The 15,609-nt window shown below is 65.8% G+C and carries 14 protein-coding genes; 10 read left to right on the forward strand and 4 right to left on the reverse strand.

The annotated features are described in order from the left end of the window. Positions 1-3 precede the first annotated feature (3 nt). From mltB to recR, 5 genes are all read left to right on the forward strand, one after another. The gene (mltB, locus tag ACODRW_RS05130; protein WP_227107469.1) at positions 4-1,014 is read left to right on the forward strand and encodes a lytic murein transglycosylase B; all 1,011 of its coding nucleotides are present in this window, start codon (positions 4-6) and stop codon (positions 1,012-1,014) included. 73 nt (positions 1,015-1,087) lie between these two features. Then, a complete protein-coding gene (gene dnaX, locus ACODRW_RS05135) occupies positions 1,088-2,977 on the forward strand; it encodes a DNA polymerase III subunit gamma/tau (RefSeq protein WP_235089537.1) in 1,890 nt (629 codons plus the stop codon). A gap of 7 nt (positions 2,978-2,984) precedes the next feature. Beyond that, positions 2,985-3,323 carry a YbaB/EbfC family nucleoid-associated protein gene (locus tag ACODRW_RS05140; RefSeq protein ID WP_081547734.1) on the forward strand — a complete coding sequence of 113 codons (339 nt, stop codon included), beginning with the start codon at positions 2,985-2,987 and terminating at the stop codon, positions 3,321-3,323. A gap of 70 nt (positions 3,324-3,393) precedes the next feature. Continuing rightward, positions 3,394-3,849, forward strand: a complete 456-nt coding sequence (locus tag ACODRW_RS05145) for a hypothetical protein (protein WP_488905292.1) — start codon at positions 3,394-3,396, stop codon at positions 3,847-3,849. A gap of 5 nt (positions 3,850-3,854) precedes the next feature. Then, positions 3,855-4,457, forward strand: coding sequence for a recombination mediator RecR (gene recR / locus ACODRW_RS05150; protein ID WP_048412399.1), 603 nt, complete (start codon positions 3,855-3,857; stop codon positions 4,455-4,457). A gap of 256 nt (positions 4,458-4,713) precedes the next feature. Here recR and hcnC read toward each other — a convergent pair whose 3' ends face one another. The 4 genes from hcnC to ACODRW_RS05170 form a co-directional block, all read right to left on the reverse strand. Continuing rightward, the gene (gene hcnC, locus ACODRW_RS05155) at positions 4,714-5,985 is read right to left on the reverse strand and encodes a cyanide-forming glycine dehydrogenase subunit HcnC (RefSeq protein ID WP_253315247.1); all 1,272 of its coding nucleotides are present in this window, start codon (positions 5,983-5,985) and stop codon (positions 4,714-4,716) included. Positions 5,986-5,987: 2 nt separating this feature from the next. After that, the gene (locus ACODRW_RS05160) at positions 5,988-7,385 is read right to left on the reverse strand and encodes an FAD/NAD(P)-dependent oxidoreductase (RefSeq protein ID WP_107799019.1); all 1,398 of its coding nucleotides are present in this window, start codon (positions 7,383-7,385) and stop codon (positions 5,988-5,990) included. Beyond that, positions 7,382-7,660 carry a (2Fe-2S)-binding protein gene (locus tag ACODRW_RS05165; protein WP_304529379.1) on the reverse strand — a complete coding sequence of 93 codons (279 nt, stop codon included), beginning with the start codon at positions 7,658-7,660 and terminating at the stop codon, positions 7,382-7,384. The genes ACODRW_RS05160 and ACODRW_RS05165 overlap by 4 nt, the downstream gene beginning before the upstream one ends. A gap of 549 nt (positions 7,661-8,209) precedes the next feature. Further along, a complete protein-coding gene (locus tag ACODRW_RS05170; protein WP_107799021.1) occupies positions 8,210-8,905 on the reverse strand; it encodes a GntR family transcriptional regulator in 696 nt (231 codons plus the stop codon). 353 nt (positions 8,906-9,258) lie between these two features. On the opposite strand from ACODRW_RS05170, the gene ACODRW_RS05175 reads away from it, so the two are divergent. From ACODRW_RS05175 to ACODRW_RS05195, 5 genes are all read left to right on the forward strand, one after another. Continuing rightward, a complete protein-coding gene (locus tag ACODRW_RS05175; protein WP_227107477.1) occupies positions 9,259-10,260 on the forward strand; it encodes a 4-hydroxyproline epimerase in 1,002 nt (333 codons plus the stop codon). 1 nt (position 10,261) lies between these two features. Further along, positions 10,262-11,506 carry an NAD(P)/FAD-dependent oxidoreductase gene (locus tag ACODRW_RS05180; protein WP_235089533.1) on the forward strand — a complete coding sequence of 415 codons (1,245 nt, stop codon included), beginning with the start codon at positions 10,262-10,264 and terminating at the stop codon, positions 11,504-11,506. A 211-nt stretch (positions 11,507-11,717) separates the two neighbouring features. Beyond that, entirely contained in the window at positions 11,718-13,127 is a 1,410-nt protein-coding gene (gene nhaC / locus ACODRW_RS05185; RefSeq protein ID WP_107799024.1) for a Na+/H+ antiporter NhaC, read from the forward strand. A 43-nt stretch (positions 13,128-13,170) separates the two neighbouring features. Then, positions 13,171-14,046 carry a 4-hydroxy-tetrahydrodipicolinate synthase gene (gene dapA / locus ACODRW_RS05190; protein WP_107799025.1) on the forward strand — a complete coding sequence of 292 codons (876 nt, stop codon included), beginning with the start codon at positions 13,171-13,173 and terminating at the stop codon, positions 14,044-14,046. A 12-nt stretch (positions 14,047-14,058) separates the two neighbouring features. Further along, positions 14,059-15,540, forward strand: a complete 1,482-nt coding sequence (locus ACODRW_RS05195) for an aldehyde dehydrogenase (protein ID WP_488905293.1) — start codon at positions 14,059-14,061, stop codon at positions 15,538-15,540. The last annotated feature ends 69 nt before the right edge of the window (positions 15,541-15,609 follow it).

The following is a 15,609-nucleotide window of genomic DNA, read 5'->3' on the forward strand; positions in this document are numbered from 1 at the left end:
CCCATGAAATCTTTGCTTAAACTGGCCCCGTTGGCGGCTCTGTTCTCCTTCCAGCTGGCGCAGGCCGACGCGGCCTTTCTGGCGCGTCCGGACGTGCAGCGCTACATCGACGAGCAAGTGGCCGGCGGCCAGTTCAACCGCCCGGAGCTGGAGGCGGTGTTCGCCAATGTCGAACTCAAGCCCAACATCATCAAGATTCTGGACAAGCCGTCCACCTCGCGCCCCTGGTATCAGTTCCGCAATTCCACGGTGGGGGAAAAGACCATTGCCGACGGCGTGGCGTTCTGGCGCGCCAACGCGGCCGCGCTGACGCGGGCCGAGCAGCAATACGGCGTGGCGCCCGAGCTCATCGTCGCCATCCTGGGCGTGGAGTCCCATTACGGCCGCAACACCGGATCGTTCCGCCTGGTGGACGCCTTGTCCACCATAGGCTTTGATTACCCGCGCCGCGCGGAATTCTTCCGCAAGGAGCTGACCGAGTTCCTGCTGCTGGCCAAGGAGGAGGGCAAGGACCCGCTGACGCTGAAGGGCTCCTACGCCGGCGCGATGGGCTGGCCGCAGTTCATGCCGTCCAGCTTCCGCAAATGGGCGGTGGATTTCGACGGCAGCGGCCACCGCGACATCTGGAGCGATCCGGACGACGCGATCGGCAGCGTGGCCAATTACTTCCAGCGCCACGGCTGGCGCCACGGCGACGACGTGATCCTGCCGGCCAGCGTGCAGCCGGGGCCGCAGATCGATCAGCTGATCGCCGACAAATTCAATCTGCACTACACCGTGGGCGAGCTGAAGAAAATGGGCGTGACGCCGCAGTCGCCGGTGGCCGACGACGTGCCGGCGGTGCTGGTGCCTCTGGAAACGGCGCCCGGCGTCACCGAATACTGGCTGGGCCTCAACAACTTCTTCGTGATCACCCGCTACAACCGCAGCACGCTGTACGCCAAGGCGGTGCAGGAAATCGCGGATCAGCTGCGCCAGCGCTATCTGGCGGGCCAGGCCGCGGCCCAGCCGTGACGCCGCGCGCCGCCCGCCGCGGCGGCGCGAAACCTGTCGCCACGCGCGGCAATTGCCATTAAAATCCGCCCCCATGAGCTATCAAGTCCTTGCCCGTAAGTGGCGTCCCAAGCGCTTTGCCGATCTGGTCGGCCAGGAGCACGTGGTGCGCGCCTTGACCAACGCCCTCAAAGAACAGCGTCTGCATCACGCTTATCTGCTGACGGGGACGCGCGGGGTGGGCAAGACCACCATCGCCCGGATTCTGGCCAAGAGCCTGAACTGCGAAACCGGCACCACCGCCGAACCCTGCGGCGAATGTTCGGCCTGTCGTCAGATCGACACCGGCCGCTTCGTCGATCTGCTGGAGATCGACGCCGCGTCCAACACCGGCATCGACAATATCCGCGAAGTGCTGGAAAACGCCCAGTACGCGCCGACGTCCGGCCGCTTCAAGGTCTACATCATCGACGAAGTGCACATGCTGTCCAAGAGCGCCTTCAACGCGATGCTGAAGACGCTGGAGGAGCCGCCGGCCCACGTCAAATTCATTCTGGCCACCACCGATCCGCAGAAAGTGCCGGTCACGGTGTTGAGCCGCTGTCTGCAGTTCTCCTTGCGCAATATGACGCCGCAACAAGTGGCCGGCCATCTGGCCCACATGCTGGACGTGGAGGGCATCGCCTACGAGACGCCGGCGCTGGCCTTGCTGGGCCGCGCCGCCTCCGGTTCGATGCGCGACGCGCAGTCGCTGCTGGACCAGGCCATCGCCTACGGTCTGGGCGAGGTGAAGGAAGACGGCGTGCGCGCGATGCTGGGCGCGGTGGACCGCCGCTATCTGTTCGCCTTGCTGCAGGCCTTGGCCGCCGGCGACGGCCCGCAGCTGATGGCCGAGGCCGACGGCCTGGCCGAGCGCGGGGTCAGCTTCGAAGGCGCTTTGAGCGAACTGGCGGTCTTGTTGCAGCAGCTGGCGCTGATGCAGACCGTGCCGCAGGCGGTTGCCCAGGACGAGCCGGAGCGCGACGCGCTGCAGGCGCTGGCGGACGCCATCGCGCCGCAGGACGTGCAGCTGTATTACCAGATCGCCATCCACGGCCGCAAAGACCTGGCGCTGGCGCCGGACGAGCACGCCGGCTTCAATATGACCCTGCTGCGCATGCTGGCCTTCCATCCGGCCAACGCCCGGGCCGAAGCCGCGCCTCCGCGCCCGGCCGCCGGCGCGCCGGCTCGCCCGCAGCCGCCGCAAGCGCAGCCGGTCCCGGCCGCGCCGGGAGGCATTTCGCCGGCCGCGCGGGCCTTGCAGGCCGCCGGCCTGAGTTCGCCGGCGCCGCGACAATCCGCGCCGCAGCCGGTTCAGGACAGCGCGCCGGCGGCGGAACCCGAACCCGAGCCTGCCGCGCCCGAAGCCAGGCCGCCTGCGCCGGCCGCGCCGGTCCGTCAGGCCGCGCCGCCGCCCGAGCCGGAGCCCGAGGAGGAAGACGCGTCGGACGACGGCGACGTCAGTCCCGACGAGGTGCCCTGGGATCAGGGCGCGGCGGCGGACGAGGAGATGCCGTCCTATTTGCAGGCGCCGCCGGAGGAGCCGGCCGACTATCGCTTCGACGGCGACTGGCAGGCGCTGGTGACCGAACTGGGCGTCAAGCTGGGCGCGGCGCGCATGCTGGCCCATAATGCGGTATTGAAGGACTGGGACCAGGAACGCCTGGCGCTGGCGGTGCCGGAGAGCTTCCGCCACATGACCAGCCGCGATTACCAGGACAAGCTCAAGCTCGCCTTGAGCGAGCGCTTCGGCCGGCCGGTGGAATTGGCGGTGACGGTGGAAGAGCTGGGCCTGGAGACGCCGGCGATGAAAGACGCCCGCCATCGGCAGGAGCAGTTGGACATCGCGCGCGAGAATATGAAAAACGATCCGGTGGTGCAGCAAATGGTGCGCGAATTCGACGCGACGCTGCTCATCGAAACCATTCAACCCGTGAAGGAGTGAAACGATTATGTTTGGCAAAGGTGGTATCGCCGGCCTGATGAAGCAGGCCCAGCAAATGCAGGACAATATGAAGAAGGCGCAGGAAGAACTGGCCACGGTGGAAGTGGAAGGCCAATCCGGCGCCGGCATGGTCAAGGTGGTGATGACCTGCTCTCACGACGTCAAGCGCGTCAGCCTGGACGACAGCCTGCTGGACGACGCCAAGGAAGACAAGGAAATGCTGGAAGACCTGATCGCCGCCGCGTTCAACGACGCGGTGCGCAAGGTGGAAGCCACCACTCAGGAAAAGATGTCCGGTTTTTCCGCCGGCCTGAACCTGCCGGCCGGCATGAAGCTGCCGTTCTGATCGCATCGGTTTCGGCATCCGGATGGCTCGGCGCGCGCCGGGCCATTTTTACGTTGTTTCCGAGGTCGCCATGCGCGGATTCGCCCATTTCACCGTGCGCAGCCGGCTGCGCGCCGACGCCGACAGGGTGTGGGCGCACGCCGCCAGCGCCGCCGACATCAACGACGAGCTCGGGCCCTGGCTCCGCATGCGCTTGCCGGGCGGCGAGCTGCCCGACGGCTTGAGGCCGCCGGCGCGCATCGGACCGTGCCGGATTCTGCTGTTCGGCCTGTTGCCGGTGGAATGCGACGACTTGGAGCTGACGCGGCTGGAGCCGGGCGCCTTCGACGAGCGCTCCACCATGCTGACCCAGCGGCGCTGGCTGCACCGGCGGCGGGTGCGCGCCTTGTCCGGCGGCTGCGAAGTGGTGGACCGCATCGGCTTCGCGCCGCGCGCGCCCTGCTTGTTGACACTGCATTACGGCATTTTCCGCCTGGTTTTCGCCTGGCGGCACGCGCGTCTGCGCCGCCGTTTTTCCCGATTGTGAAAGCGATGAAGAATCCTCCCGCTCTAGACCATCTGATTTCCGCCCTGAAAGTGTTGCCGGGGGTCGGACCCAAGACCGCGCAACGGATGGCCTTCCACCTGTTGCAGCGCGACAAGAAGGGCGCGGACAAGCTGGCGCGCGCGCTGGACCGCGCGCTGACCCAATTGACCCACTGCGAACGCTGCAACACCTTCAGCGAAACGCCGCTATGTCCGATCTGCGCCGACGAGGAGCGCCGGCAGGATTTGCTGTGCGTGGTGGAGATGCCGGCGGATCTGCTGACGCTGGAGCAGGCCAAATGCTTCGACGGCCTGTATTTCGTGCTGATGGGCCGCATCTCGCCGCTGGACAATGTCGGCCCGCGCGACATCAATCTGGACAAGCTGCTGGTGAGGGCGGCGGACGGCGCGGTGGAGGAGGTGATCATCGCCACCAATTTCACCGCCGAGGGCGAGGTCACCGCGCATATGATCGCCGAGCTGTTGAAGGAGCGCGGCCTCAAAGTGACGCGCATCGCGCGCGGCATGCCGGTGGGCGGCGAGCTGGAGTACGTCGACCTGGGCACCTTGGCGCAGGCGGTGTACGAGCGCCGCGGCGTAGGCCAGTAAGAAGCTGTTTACGATCTGCTGCGCGTTGTGAAATGTGACACGGTGAGTACCGCTTCGAAATGCTCATGTACCCTCTGTACATTCCGCTTTCTCAGCTGTTTTCGCCTTGTCTCGCTCTAGCTCGCGAGATCGTAAACAGGTTCTAAGAGGGTGGCGCGGCGGGGCAAAAAAAGCAGGCCGGACTAGCCGGCCTGTAACAGAGGAACATCTGAATCAGTGGGACGGCCCGCCGCGGGAGCGACGGGCCGTCGCTGGTTTAGGAGAGCGCCAGTTCGACGGCTTCCTGCACCGTCGGCTTGGCGGCCGGGGCGTTGAAGCGGTCGGCCAGGAAGGGCGTCACGTCCAGCGGCGGCGTTTCGCCGCGCACCAGCGCGTCCAGCATCACGCCGGTGATGGCCGAGGTCAGAATGCCGGTGCGGAAGTGACCGCAGGCGTTCAGATAGCCGTCCACGCCCTGCATCGGCCCGAGGATGGGCAGCTCGTCCGGGGAGCCGGGGCGCAAGCCGGCCCAGCAACGCTTGATGTTGATGTTCTTCATCTCCGGCAGGCAGCGGATCGCGCCTTTGACCAGGCCGGCGATTTCCGGATAGGTGTTGCTGACGTCGAAGCCCTTGTCCTCCGTGGTGCTGCCGATCAGGATTTCGCCGTTGTCCTTCTGCGCGATATAGCAATCGCTGGTGGTGATGCAGCCGCGCAACAGCTTGGGCATCTTTTCCGACAGCACGATCTGGCCCTTGACCGGTTTGACCGGAATATCGATGCCGGTCGCCCATTGGCTCAACTCGGCGGCCCAGGAGCCGGCCGCGTTGATCAGGGTGTGGCAGTGGAATTCGCCGGCTTCCAGCGTCCGCACGCCGGTGACGCGCGAGCCTTGCTTGAGCACGCCGGTGACATTGGTGTTGAAGAACACGTCGACGCCGTTCTGGCGCGCGGCCTCGGTATAGGCGTCGGTCAGGCGGAAGGGGCTGACCTGGTGGTCGCACAGGAATTCCAGCGCGCCGGTGGCCTCGTGGCTGATGTAGGGCTCGTTTTCACGCAGTTGGGCCTGGTCCACCCAGCGCACCTGATCGGACAGGTGGGGAATCTGCGCGGCGATGTGTTCGGCGTAGAGCTGGTCTTCCTCGTCGTAAATCACGAATTTCAGCCCGGTTTCCTCGAACTTGAAATCCATGCCGTGGTTTTCGATCAACTCCTGATGCAGGGCCGGATACAGCGCGTTGGAGGCCAGCGCGAAATTGAAGAAGGACTCCGGCAGGATGTGGGGGGTGCTGGCGTCCACGGCGATGGCGGCGCCGGCCGCCTCGCGCTTGTTCTTGGCCGAGGTCATGCGGAAGAAGATCACGCCGCAGCCCAGGCCCACCGATTCGCCGATCGCCCACAGGCCGCCGGCCGAGGCGCGCGAGGCGTTGCCGGGGCGCTTGGCGTCGATCAGCGCGATTTTCAGGTCTTTGCGTTTGGACAGCTGGTAGGCGCAAGAGGCGCCGATCACGCCGCCGCCGGCGATCACGATGTCGTATTGTCTGCTCATGGTCAGGCCTCTTCGGTTTCGGTTTGGAAGGCGGAGAACGGCAAGGGGTCCAGCGGGAAGCGCGGGCGGATCCAGCCCACGTCCGCCTTGCCGGTGTGCTCGCGCAGGCGGTCGCTGCAATAGCCGACGCACATCTTGCCCTGGCAATCGCCCATGCTGACGCGGGTGCGCATCTTCAGGCTGATCAAGTCCTGCACGCCTTGTTCCAGCGCGGCGTCGATATCCTTGCGCAGCGCGTTCTCGCAGCGGCAGATCACCGTGTCTTCCTGCGGCAGCGTCAGCTGTCCGCTGCCGCGTTGGGTGAAGCTGTCTATGCCCACGCGGAAGCGCAGCACCGTTTTCAGTTCCGTCAGGTAGCGCTGGCGGTTTTTCTCGGCCAGTTCGGCGCTGATCGCGCCGCGTTGCTTGAGGATGGACTGGGCGGCGATGCGGCCGCTCAGCATGGCGGCCTCGCCGCCGCGCAGGCCGCCGATGTCGCCGGCCAGGTGGATGTGGGCTTCGCTGCTTTGCTGCCAGCCGTTGATTTCCGGCTTGAGGAAGCCGTCGGCGTCGTAAGCGTGGCGCAGGCCCATTTGCTGGGTCAGCTGGGTGCGCGGAATGAAGCCGTAGCCCACCGCCAGGGTTTCCGTGGCCAGGCTGACCGCGCGGTTCAGGTCCGGCGTCCAGTTGTCGTCGTAAGGCGCGACGGTGACTTCCTGCACCTCTTGCTGGCCGCTCGCCTCCACCACGCCCCAGCCGTAGTGCAGCGGCACGCCGTGGCGTTTCAGGTAGGCCAGCATGCTCAGGCCGTCCAGGAACAGCTGCGGCTTGTTCAGCATGGCCAGGGTTTCCTTGGCGATGCGGCCGAAGGAACTGGCTTCGTAGACGCCCTGAACGTCGGCGCCGGCGCGGTGCAGTTGACAGGCCACCAGCGGCAGCAAGGGACCGGTGCCGACGATGGTGGTGCGGCCCAGCGGCTTGACCACGCCGCTCTTGATCTGCAATTGCAGGCCGCCCAGCATGATCACGCCGGGCAGGGTCCAGCCGGGGAAGGGCACGCTGCGTTCGTGGCAGCCGGCGGACAGCAGCAATTGTTCAAAGTCGATCTTTTCGACTTTTTCCTGTTCATTCAGCGCGTACAGCCACTGGCCGGCTTCGCCGCCGACGACGCGGGTGTTCAGCTTGATCTCCACCGCGTGGCTGACTTCGGCGAACTGCGCGTGCAGCGCCTGCATGGCGTCGCGGTAGCGCTCGCCCAAATAGTCCAGGGTCACGCCCTGGCGCAGCGGGCCGCGGTAAACCACGCCGCCCAGGCGCGAGGCTTCGTCTATCAGCGTGCAGGGCAGGCCGTGCTTGACCAGCTCGATGGCCGCGGCCATGCCGGCGGGGCCGCCGCCGACGATGATGGGACGCGCGCTCATTGCAGGCCCTCCAGTTCGATGCGATTGGCCGCGGTTTCCACGGTCATGCCGGGCTGCACCACGGTCTGGCAGGCGCGGCGCTTGTAGCGGCCGTCGATGCGCACCAGGCAGCAATGGCAGACGCCCATGCCGCAATAGGAACCCATGCTTTGCTGGCTGTCGTTGCGGCTGACGCGGCGCAAGCCGACGGCGTTGAGCACGCTGAGCACGGTCTCGCCCTGCGCGGCGGCGACGGTATTGCCATTGATGTTGATGGCGATTTGATCTTCATTCAATTTCTGAATGTCATATTTTCTGTCTAAATTTGGCATCGAAATAGCTCGTTTTGGTTCTACTGACACGATAAGGGAGCGCCGGATGGAGCGCGGAGTGGACAGTCGCTTCCGGCGGCGAGCGATTTGGTCACGCCTGACTATGGTCAGACAATCAGGCTATTTGGCGATTGCCGTAGCCTAATTATGATGAATCGCTTTTTAATTGTCGCAAGCATTGTTATCGCATTGTATGGGTACAGGCAATGTACAGATTACTGTGATCAGATGTATACAGATTGGCGGGCGCAGCAGGGGATCGGCGGGCGTTTGTGTTGTATTTGTTTTTGAAAAACAGTGAGTTGCTTGGTTTTTGCGCGTGACTAGACCGTTGGAATAATGTATTTTTCTGTTATTTTAATGCGTATAGCATTTTCAAAACTGTGCATTATTTGATTATGATCAAATGGCTAGAAAGGTGATGTCATCATCATTATTTTAGCCATTGGATATAGTGTGTCTAAAGACTTTTCTGTTTGAAACCAAGTGCTTGCCGCGCTTGGCGGGCGGTATTCAAGCCGGCTTGCGCGCGCCGCGGCCGTTTTCGCCTTGATGCTCCTGGTGCCAGGCCTCCAGGGCTTCTTCCGCGTTCAGGATGTGTTGTCTCAGGAAGGCGGCGGCGCTGACCGCGTCCTTGCGGCGGCACAGTTCGAGCATTTCGCTGTGCTCGCGATGGGCGCGGTCGCTGAAATTGGTCAGCAGAATCTGCATCCGGGTGTAGCGATCGGTGCGATTGTGCAACTGCTCGATCAGCGCCAGGGTTTGAGGCCGGTCGGCCGCCTGGTACAGCGCCAGGTGGAAGCGCGAATTCAGAATGCCCCAGGCGCCGACATCCCGTCGGCGCAGCGCCTCCTCGAACTGCGCCAGCAGCGCGCCGGCCGCGTCCAGATCCGCCTGGGTCTGCCGCGGCACCGCCTCCAGCAACATATCGCATTCCAGCAGCACTCTCACCCGCAGCAATTCCAGCACTTCCGGCAGCGACAGCTGGGCGATCACCGCGCCGCGCCGTTCGGTGATGGCCACCAATCCTTCCGCCTCCAGTTGACGCAGCGCCTCTCGCAGCGGCACCCGGCTGACGCCCAGTTCCTTGGACAGCGCCTCCTGGCGCAGTTGGGTGCCGGCCGGCCACTCTCCCAGCAGGATGCGCTGGCGCAGCGTGTCGGTGGTGGTGGCGGTGAGGGTTTGGCGCGGAGCGGTGGTTTGGGGCATGGCGAAATCGGCGGTTGGAGTTTTCAAATTATCACAGGCGCGGGGAGGGCGGGCAATGGCCGCGTCCAGTCTTTGTTTTGGCATGGATTATGGGTGTGTCTGCTGTAATTTTGTATTCAATTATTCGCGGTTTCATCCCTTTTTTAAGGTGTTTTTGAGTTGGTAGCGATGCTGCAATGCAAGGTGATTAAAAAACAACACGCAATAACATGTTGATTTTATTGTGAAATTAATTATTTCACATGTGAGATAACGCAATATTCTCGCAAGCGCTTGTCTGCTGCGCGCCTCAAAAATTGTATTCAAAAAAGAGCGCGGTTAGAGTGGCCCCATCACAAGCGAGGAGCAAGAACATGGCGGTGCGCGAATTCGAATGTCTCGATGGCCATACCTGCGGCAATCCGGTGCGGCTGGTGGTGAACGGCGGTCCGCGGCTGGAAGGGGAAACCCAGGCGGAGCGGCGGCTGGATTTCATCCGCCGCTACGACTGGATCCGCACCGGGCTGATGTTCGAGCCGCGCGGTCATGCGCAGATGTCCGGCGCCTTTCTGTATCCGTCGACGCGGGAGGATTGCGACATCGCGGTGCTTTACATCGAGACCAGCGGCTGCCTGCCGATGTGCGGCCACGGCACCATAGGCGTGGTCACCATGGCGCTGGAGCACGGTCTGGTGACGCCGGCCGCGCCCGGGGTGCTGAATCTGGACACGCCGGCGGGCAAGGTGGCGGCAGAGTACCGGATGGAGGGCGACAAGGTCGCCGCGGTGACCTTGACCAATGTGCCGTCCTTCCTCTACCTGCGCGATGTGGAAGCCGAGGTGTCCGCGTTGGGGCGCTTGCGGGTGGACATCGCCTACGGCGGCAATTTCTATCCCATCGTCGAGGCGCAGCCGGGCTATCGCGATATGGCGGATTACTCGCCGGCGCAGCTGGTGGCGATGGGGCGCGAACTGCGCGAATACCTGAACCGGCATTACGACATCGTCCACCCGCTGGACCCCAATATCCGCGGCGTCCGTCATTGCCAGTGGACCGGCGCGGCCAAGAACGCCGGCTCCAGCGCCGCCAACGCGGTGTTGTACGGCGAGTCCGCGCTGGACCGCTCGCCTTGCGGCACCGGCACTTCGGCGCGGCTGGCTCAGCGTCACGCGCGCGGCCTGCTCGCCGTCGGCGAGGATTTCATCCACGAGAGCCTGATCGGCAGCCAGTTCGTCGGCCGCGTGCTGGCGGAAACGCGGGTGGGCGATTACCCGGCCATCGTGCCCTCGGTGCGGGGCTGGGCGCGCTTCACCGGCTACAACCGCATCCTGCTGGACGACGCCGATCCCTATGTCCACGGCTTCGAGGTGGCCTGAGATGAGCGCGCGCGTCATTGTCGTCGGCGCCGGCGTGGTGGGCATCGCCGCGGCGCTGCAACTGCGGCAAGCCGGGCTGGAGGTGTTGCTGCTGGACCGCGGCGAACCGGCGCGGGAAACCAGCTACGGCAACGCCGGCGCGCTGGCGGTCAGCGATGTGATTCCCTTGGCCGAGCCCGGCGTCTGGCGCCGCCTGCCCGGCTGGCTGCTGGACCCGCTGGGGCCGCTGGCGGTGCGCTGGCGCTATCTGCCGACGCTGGCGCCGTGGCTGGCGCGTTTCGCGCTGGCCAGCCGGCCGGCGCGGGTGGCTGCCCTGACCCGCGCGCTGGCGGCTTTGCTGAACCGGGCCGCCGCCGATTACGCGCCGCTGGTGGAGCTGGCCGGGCTGGAGGGCATGTGGCGGCGGCACGGCGCGCTGACCTTGTACCGCGACGCGGCCGAGCTGGAGCGGGCCTTGCCGGCCTGGCGGCGGAAGTCCGAGCACGGCGTGGGCTGGCAGGCGCTGGATCAGGCGGCGGCCCAGGCTTGCGAGCCGGCGCTGCTGGACGGCTGGGCGCGCGCGGTCAAGGTGGCGTCCTGGTCCCATGTCGATGATCCCTATCTGTTCTGCCGGGGCCTGTTCGACGCCTTCGTCGCCGCCGGCGGCGGCTTCGAACAAGCGGAGGCGGCGGCCCTGAGCGAAGGCGAGGGCAAGGTCGACGGCGTGGTCTGCGCCGATGGCCGCACGCTGGCCGCCGCCCAGGTGGTGGTGACCGCCGGCATCTGGAGCGATCGCTTCACCCGGCAGTGCCGCTACCGGGTGCCGCTGGAAAGCGAGCGCGGCTATCACGTCAACCTGCCCAAGGCCGGCGTGGCTTTGCGCCATTTCATTCAGTGCGCCAGCGAAAGCTTCGTGATCCTGCCGCTGGCCGACGGCGGCCTGCGGCTGGCCGGCACCGTGGAACTGGCCCACCGCGACGCGGCGCCGGACTGGCGGCGCGCCGAGATCCTGCTGGACAAGGCGCGGCGCATCGTCGGCGATTTTTCCACCGAAGGCATGACGCTGTGGATGGGCAACCGGCCGTCGCTGCCGGACACCGTGCCGGTGATCGGCCCGGCCCCGGATCGCCAGGGCCTGTATTTCGCTTTCGGCCACGGCCATTTGGGCCTGACGCTGGCCGCCACCACCGGCGCGCTGCTGCGCGACATGGTGTTGCGGCGTCCGCCGGATCTGGATTTGCATCCTTACCGCCTGGCGCGCTTTTAGAACGTGTTTTCGATCTCGCGAGTTAGAGCGAGACAAGGCGAAAACGGCCGAGGAAGCGGAATGTACCCGTGGTGCATGAGCATGTCGAAGTCGTTTTCAATGCGGTATCGCAGCAGCGCAGCAGACCGTAAACAGGTTCTGAGCGCCGCGGCCCCTCCGCGCCGGCAGCCTCGACGCCGCCGGCCGCCCACCCGAGCAGAGGAGAAACGCCATGCAACAAAGATCGCCGCGCTTGCCGAGCGCAACCCAGGTTGTCGCGGTGATGGCCGGTTTCATCGCCATCATGTTTCTATTCCTTAACGTGCTGGACCTGCCCATCCAGCTGGCGCTGTTCAGCAGCTGGTTCCTGGTGATAGGGCTGGGCAACTGGCTGGGCCGCAGTTACGACGATATGCAGCAAGGCCTGATCCAGGGCATCCACAACGGCATGGTGGCGGTGCTGGTGCTGATTACCGTGGGCGCGCTGATCGGCACCTGGATCGCCGGCGGCGTGGTGCCGGCCATCATCTACTACGGCCTGGCCATCATGAGCCCGCAGATCTTTCTGTGCGCGGCCTTCATCATCTGCATGCTGACCTCGCTGGCCACCGGCACCTCCTTCGGCACCGCCGGCACGGCGGGCATCGCGATGATGGGCATAGGCTACAGCTTCGGAATGCCTTTGCCGCTGGTGGCCGGCGCGGTGATTTCCGGCGCCTATGTCGGCGACAAGATGTCGCCGCTGTCGGACACCACGGTGATGACCGCCTCGCTGTGCAAGGTGGATCTGATCGACCACATCCGCTCGATGATGTGGGTCAGCGTGCCGGCCACCTTGCTGACCGCGCTGTTGTTCCTCGGCGTCGGTTTCTTCTATGTCGACGCCGGCCTGGACACCGGCCGCGCCGATCTGGCGATGCAGGCCTTGGGCTCGCATTTCACCGTCAACGGCTGGCTGCTGCTGCCGGCGGCGGCGGTGATCACGATGTTGACGATGCGGCTGCCGTCCATCCCGGTGATCTGCTCGGGGGCGGTGATGGGCATCGTCTGCGCCTGGTGGGCGCAGGACATGCCCGTGCTGGACGCGGTGCGCACCGCGTACTTCGGCAACCGCACCGCGTCCGACGTGGAGTTTCTCAACACCTTGCTCAACCGCGGCGGCATCGAATCCATGCTCAGCGTGATCGCGCTGATCCTGTTCGCCCTGGGTCTGGGCGGCCTGATGGAGCGCGCCGGCATCCTGGAGGTGATCAGCGCCAACTTCCTGCGCTGGGCCAATAATCCGGGCCGTTTGACCGTTTCGACGATTCTGGGCGGCTTCTTCGGCAACTTCTTCGGCGGCGCCGCCTATGTGTCGCTGATCACCGCCAGCACCATCACCGAGCGCAATTACGATCTGCAGGGCATAGAGCGCCGGGTGCTGTCGCGCAATGTCGAAGCCGGCGGCACGGTGACCGCGCCCATGGTGCCCTGGAGCGACGGCGGCGTGTTCATGGCGGCGACGCTGGGCGTGTCCACGCTGCAGTATCTGCCCTTTCTCTGGTACCACCTGCTGGTGATCGCCATCAGCGTGTTCTACGGCTACGCCGACATCGCGATCTGGCGCGTCCGCTCCGCGCCCGCCGCCGCCGCGCCGGCTTGAGCCGCGCGACCTTCTTCCACCCGTAAGTACAAAGGAAACTCCCATGCAAGAACAAGGCATTCTGGTTCCCATCGTCACGCCGTTCGACCGCGACGGCCGCCTGGACCTGGCGGCGCTGCGGCAGCTGATCGAGCGTTTCATCGAGCAAGGCGTCGCCGGCGTCGTCGCCTGCGGCACCACCGGCGAATACTACGCGCTGGACGAGGGCGAGCGCCGCCAAGTGCTGGAGTGCGTGGCCCAGGCGGGCAAGGGCCGGCTGCGGCTGATCGCCGGCGCCAACGACCTGTCCACCCGCGGCGCGATCGCGCGCGCGCGCCAGGCGGCGGAGCTGGGCTACGAGGCGCTGATGCTGGCGCCGCCGGCCTACAGCCTGCCGGACCAGGCCGGCATCGTCGCCCATTTCAAGGCGGTGGCCGCCGCCAGCGCGCTGCCCATCATCCTCTACAACTTCCCGGCGCGCGCCGGGGTCGGCATCGACATCGACAGCGTGGCGGAGCTGAGCCGCGAGCCCAATATCGTCGGCATCAAGGAAAGCAGCGGCGATTTCAGCCGCGCGCTGGCGCTGATCCAGGCGAACTTGCCGGATTTCGAGGTGATCTGCGGCTGCGACGACCAGGCGGCGGATTTTCTGTTCTGGGGCGTGCGCAGCTGGATCAGCGGCGCGGCCAACGTCTTTCCCGGCGAACAGGTGGCGATGCTGAACGCCGCCAAGGTTGAGGACTGGGCGCGGGTGCGCGCGCTGATGGCGGCGATGTATCCGGCGATCCAGGCGATGGAATCCGGCGGCTACAACCAGAAGGCCAAGCTGGGCGTGCGTCGCCACGGCGTCGAGGCCGGCGATGTGCGCCTGCCGCTGCTGCCCTTGCCGGGCGCGGAAGCCAAGGCCTTCCTCGACGCGCTGGCCGCGTTCGATCGTTAACAGGAGACTGAGATGCCATTAAGCAAGGAAACGGTATTCGAGCAGGCCCGCGCCGGGCAATTATGGGCCGGCCTGCTGATCCCCGGCCATGAGGGCAAGGGCGCGCGGCTGGACAATCGGACGCCGATGGACAACAGCCTGATCGGCCATGTCGCCGCCGGCGACGCCGCCGACGTCGACGCCGCGGTGGCGGCGGCGCGCGCCGGCTTCGAGTCCGGCGAATGGTCGCGCCGGCCGCCGGCCGAGCGCAAGCAGACGATGCAGCGCTGGGTGGCGCTATTGCAAGAACACGTCGAGGAGTTGGCGGCGCTGGACTGCATCGACGCCGGCAAACCCATCACCGAATGTCTGAACACCGATCTGCCGGCCACGCTGGACACCTTCGGCTGGTACGCGGAGGCGATAGACAAGTGCTACGGCAAGGTGGCGCCCACCGGGCCGGAGGCGCTGGGCTTCATCGTCAAGGAGCCGATAGGCGTGGTGGGCGCGGTGCTGCCGTGGAACTTCCCGGCGCAGATGTACGCGTGGAAAGTGGCTCCGGCGCTGGCCGCCGGCAACTCGGTGGTGGTGAAGCCGGCCAAGCAGACCTCGCTCAGCGCCTATCGCATCACCCAGCTGGCGCATCAGGCCGGCATTCCCGCCGCGGCGCTGACCCTGGTCACCGGCTCCGGCCAGTCGGTGGGCGAGGCGTTGGGCCGGCATCCGGACGTGGACATGGTGTCCTTCACCGGCTCCACCGAAGTGGGGCGTTTGTTCCTGCAGTATTCCGCCGAGAGCAATCTGAAGGAAGTGGTGCTGGAGCTGGGCGGCAAGAGTCCGCAGCTGGTGTTCGAGGATGCCGAGCTGGACGAGATCGTCGACGACGTATTGGCCGCGGCCTTCTGGAATATGAGCGAGAACTGCAGCTGCGGCTCGCGCTTGATCGTCGCCGCCGGCGTCAAGGACGCCTTGCTGGAGAAGCTCAAGCGGCGGCTGGCCGGCTGGAAGCTGGGCCTGCCCACCGACCCGACGGTGCAGGTGGGGCCGCTGGTGGAACAAGCCCACTTCGAGCGGGTGAAAGCCTATCTGGACGCGGCCAAGGCCGAGGGCGCGCGGCTGGTGCACGGCGGCCGCATCCACGCCGAGCTGGGCAGCGGCTGGTATATCGAACCCACCATTTTCGACCAGGTCGACGCCAAGATGCGCGTCTTCCAGGAGGAAATCTTCGGCCCGATCCTGGCGGTGAGCACCTTCGACAGCGAGGAAGAGGCGGTGCGCCTGGCCAACGACAGCGTCTACGGCCTGGCCGCCTCGCTGTACACCCGCGACGTCAGGCGCGCGCAGCGCGTGGCCGCCGCCTTGCGCGCCGGCACGGTGTCGGTCAACGGCTTCTCCGAGGGCGACATCACCACGCCCTTCGGCGGCTTCAAACAATCCGGCTTCGGCGGGCGCGACAAAGGCCTTGAGGCGCTGGAGCAATACCAGCAGACCAAGACCATCTGGTACGTGAACTAGCTTGAGGCCCGGCGCCGCCGGCGCGGCGCCGGGCGTTTTGCGCAGCACCCATCCAAAACAAAGGAGAGA

This window comes from Chromobacterium sp. FG89, from assembly GCF_057808735.1.

Coding starts and splice junctions, on each gene's coding strand:
- mltB (WP_227107469.1), top strand. CDS start 4: ATGAAATCTTTGCTTAAACTGGCCCCGTTGGCGGCTCTGTTCTCCTTC.
- dnaX (WP_235089537.1), top strand. CDS start 1,088: ATGAGCTATCAAGTCCTTGCCCGTAAGTGGCGTCCCAAGCGCTTTGCC.
- ACODRW_RS05140 (WP_081547734.1), top strand. CDS start 2,985: ATGTTTGGCAAAGGTGGTATCGCCGGCCTGATGAAGCAGGCCCAGCAA.
- ACODRW_RS05145 (WP_488905292.1), top strand. CDS start 3,394: ATGCGCGGATTCGCCCATTTCACCGTGCGCAGCCGGCTGCGCGCCGAC.
- recR (WP_048412399.1), top strand. CDS start 3,855: ATGAAGAATCCTCCCGCTCTAGACCATCTGATTTCCGCCCTGAAAGTG.
- hcnC (WP_253315247.1), bottom strand. CDS start 5,985: ATGAGCAGACAATACGACATCGTGATCGCCGGCGGCGGCGTGATCGGC.
- ACODRW_RS05160 (WP_107799019.1), bottom strand. CDS start 7,385: ATGAGCGCGCGTCCCATCATCGTCGGCGGCGGCCCCGCCGGCATGGCC.
- ACODRW_RS05170 (WP_107799021.1), bottom strand. CDS start 8,905: ATGCCCCAAACCACCGCTCCGCGCCAAACCCTCACCGCCACCACCACC.
- ACODRW_RS05175 (WP_227107477.1), top strand. CDS start 9,259: ATGGCGGTGCGCGAATTCGAATGTCTCGATGGCCATACCTGCGGCAAT.
- ACODRW_RS05180 (WP_235089533.1), top strand. CDS start 10,262: ATGAGCGCGCGCGTCATTGTCGTCGGCGCCGGCGTGGTGGGCATCGCC.
- nhaC (WP_107799024.1), top strand. CDS start 11,718: ATGCAACAAAGATCGCCGCGCTTGCCGAGCGCAACCCAGGTTGTCGCG.
- dapA (WP_107799025.1), top strand. CDS start 13,171: ATGCAAGAACAAGGCATTCTGGTTCCCATCGTCACGCCGTTCGACCGC.
- ACODRW_RS05195 (WP_488905293.1), top strand. CDS start 14,059: ATGCCATTAAGCAAGGAAACGGTATTCGAGCAGGCCCGCGCCGGGCAA.